The organism is Actinomycetes bacterium (assembly GCA_024222295.1).
Classification (GTDB): domain Bacteria; phylum Actinomycetota; class Acidimicrobiia; order Acidimicrobiales; family Microtrichaceae; genus JAAEPF01.
Map to the genome: position 1 here is coordinate 1 of JAAEPF010000089.1, position 3,449 is coordinate 3,449.

A 3,449-nucleotide genomic window follows, 5' to 3' on the forward strand; every position below is an offset into this window, starting at 1 on the left:
CAGCTGATCGGGCAGACGCAGTACCTGCGGCAGCAGGTGGAGCGTTTGCGGTGAGCAGGGGCGGCTGATTGGCGACTCGAGGCAGTGTGATGAGAGTGATCTGGGCTTGAGACTTGGGATTGCGGGTTTGGCGCGGTTTGTGATTCATCGGTGATGGAGTTGCTGGATTAGTGATTGGTGAGTCTGTGACTCGAGTGTGTGGCATGGTGACGCGAGTTTTCGACCCCCCCCAACGATGTTCATAGGACATCTCGAGAGAACCAAAGCCAGAATTCAGCGGGAGATGAAGCGGAGTAGGGACGATCCAGGGTCCCCACCCTCGGTGCTGGAGGGGTGCCACCTCACCGAACGGAGCGTGGCGGTGCTGCAGTGTCCTGTAGGGGAGGAACTCCCGCCGGAGGTGGCACTTGAGCACTCGATGAAGCGACTGGAGAAAGAGTTTGGGCCGGCCGCGGAGCGCCTGCTCGCGGGCATCGAGGTCTGCGGGCTCAAGCGGGCGCACCACCTACTGCTGTCAGTGCTCGGACAGAAGTTCAGCTACCTGCACAGAGCAGCGGGTGCGGCGGCGGGCCAGGAGCTGGCGGTGTTCCATGCGGCGCTGCTGGCCAACCTGGCGGCAGTGGCGCACAAGACGGAGCTGGATGCGATCGGCCACGCGCTCTCGGACGAGATGTGCACGGTGACCGAGGACGGCTTCCGTGAGGCCATGTCCAAGGCCATCGAGGCGCTTGTTCGGGGGCTGCCGGACGAGCACGCAAGGCGGGAGGCGTGGTGGGCGCTCCTGGGCCGGGAAGCCGACGGTGTGACTCGGCTCGCATCGGCAGCGTCCAACCCGGCCTTGAAGAAGGGAGGCTACGCTCAGATGAGGCTGGCAAAGATGCTGAGCAAGGGCTGCAAAGCCGGGGGCATGGGCCTGCCTGGCGTGGCGCAGTTCCGCTTCGAAGCGGCAGCGGGCTTCATCGAGGCCGTTCGGGACATGCGGAAAGGGCGGTTCGAGATGGCACCACCGCCGGAGGAGGCCCTCGACGGACCCGGCACTGGTGGAGGCGGAGGAGAGCCAGCGTCGGGGAGTGGTGCCGGAGCGGGACCAGCCAGCATCGGCGAGGCGGAAGCGGAGGATGAGTCGGGTGCGGCGGCTGCTGCAGCGGGCGGCACGCCGTGGGTGGACCACCCGGCGGTCGGAGAGAGCGAGTCCAAGGAGGACTGCGAGGAGGGGCCGGCGCACGGGCAGCAGCTTGCAGGTACGCTGGACGGCTGGCTCGTCAGCGGTACGGGGGGAGCGGCTGAACCGGAGCATCAGCCAACACCGACAAGCGGAGGCCAGACGGTCGGCGGAGGTGCGGCTGCCGCCAGCGCGGCGGGAGCGGCGACCGAGATGACGACGGGCGGCGGCGGCGCAGCGGCAGCTAGTGCGGCTGGCGCTCCAACCGGCCAAGAGACATCTGATGCCGCACAGCCGAGAGCGGATGCGGCACAGGTCTACTCGGTCAGGCAAACGCCGGCGATCGGGTTGGCCAGGGACGGACCCGACGCGGACGCGGACGGCAACGACCCCAACTGGAAGGGCATCTCGCTCAAGAAACTCGTGATGCGGGCGCTGAAGCGCTCAGACCGCAGCGATGCGACCAAGGAGGTGGGCGACATCCTGCTGCGATGCGAGGAGGTCGCCAAGGGAGCCTACCGGGACTACGAGCGGGACAGCAAGGAGTACAAGGACGCCTGCACCGAGGCACGGTACTTCAGGCCGGACAAGGACTGCGTCGTGGGCAAGGAGGCCGACCTTCATGCCGCCAGGGTGAAGAAGCGCTACCAGCTGGCGCACGTGTGGAGGTCGGACATCGCGGGGGCTGTCGAGGGCCTGGAAGAGCTGCGCGCCGAGATCGAGGAGCTGGCGCTGGAGGCGATGATGGAGCTCAGATCTGACGACGAGTCGTCGGATGACATGGAGGCAGCGGCAAACCTGGTGGAGGAGTTCATCAGGGCCTGCAAGGGAGCCCGCTGCCTGGCCGCAGCGACAGGGTTCGAGGGCTTCTTGCCCGACACCCTGGGTAAGCTGCCGGGCGAGCTGAAGGCCAAGCTCCGCAAGTGCCTGTACGGCGACGGGGTGACAGCGCGGGCGAACGAGCAGACCGAGGCGCCCTGGCAGCGCAAGATGGTGCTGCACCACGACGACATGCTGCGCATCAAGCACGAGTGTGTCTTCCTGCGCCGGCTGGCCAAGGCGCGCAGGGCCTGCACAGCACGCTGCAGGGCCGAGGCGCTGGCCAAGGGCACGACGGAGAAGCGTGTCGCCAACATCGATGACCCGGCCATGTTCCGCGTCATGAGCGACCTGGTCGCGTTCCGAGAGGCATGCGTGCCGGGAACACACTACTGGCTCCGCAACACGATGATGGGACCCCGCGGGCTCACGGACGAGGAGTTTGCGGTGGTGGAACGCTACCGCATCGGAGCCTCCGAGGCCGACCACGTGGTGCCGGACGGCGTGTCGATCAACTGCGCGTGCGTGCAGCGGGACACCACCGCGAGAGGCACCGTCCACATCGGCGGGGTCTCGGGCGTGGCGCATCACCTGGCGCGCTGCCGCTGCGGCAAGGGCTCCACCATCCGGGCGCACAACGACGTTCGCGACGTCCTGCACGCGGCGGTGCGCTCGGCGGGGCTACAGTCGGTGGTGGAGCCCTCCAGCTGGCAGGACGGGCAGACGCGCTTCGGGTCCCAGCCGGGGTCCAGCGAGGCCGCGCGCAAGCGACCGGACCTGCGGGTGCACGTCGACTTCGAGACCACCCGTCTCGTCGACGTGCAGATCACCTCGGCGGTGAGCAAGTCCTACGTGACGCAGGGCCTGCAGAACATGGACGCCTTTCTCGAGCGCCGTGAGAATGACAAGATGAGGGAGTACAAGAAGAGCTCAGCTACAAAGGACAACTTGAGCTCCATTGTGCCCTTCGTCGTCACGACCACGGGACGCATGGGACCGGCGGCCTTCGCCTTCCTCAAGAAGGTGGCGGACACGGCCTTCGGCGACCGGCCGAGGGAGCGTGCGCGCTGGGCCTTCCGCTGGCTGTCGAGGCTGAACGAGGTCATCGCCAAGGGACTGGCGACCCAGCTGATCGGGCAGACGCAGTACCTGCGACAGCAGGTGGAGCGTTTGCGGTGAGCAGGGGCGGCTGAGTGGCGACTCGAGGCAGTGTGATGGGAGTGATCTGGGCTTGGGACTTGGGATTGTGGGTTTGGCGCGGTTTGTGACTCATTGGTGATGGAGTTGCTGGATTGGTGATTGGTGAGTCTGTGAATCGAGTGTGTGGCATGGTTACGCGAGATCTTGACCCCCCCCAACGATGTTCATCAATCGCACACGGCCGCCGCACTCACCTCATCCTTGGCCTCCAGGTCGGCGCCGCGGTCCACAAGCAGCTCCACCATGTCCTTGCGGCCACGGGATGCAG

At 66.7% G+C, this 3,449-nt stretch carries 2 protein-coding genes; one reads left to right on the forward strand and one right to left on the reverse strand.

What is annotated here, in order from left to right; all coding sequences use genetic code 11:
- The first annotated feature begins 283 nt into the window (after positions 1 to 283).
- Positions 284 to 3,160: a hypothetical protein gene (locus GY812_16965; protein MCP4437176.1), complete on the forward strand. Its 2,877-nt coding sequence runs from the start codon at positions 284 to 286 to the stop codon at positions 3,158 to 3,160.
- Positions 3,161 to 3,348: 188 nt separating this feature from the next.
- Here GY812_16965 and GY812_16970 read toward each other — a convergent pair.
- The coding region (locus GY812_16970; protein MCP4437177.1) for an ankyrin repeat domain-containing protein at positions 3,349 to 3,449 on the reverse strand (101 nt) is incomplete at its 5' end.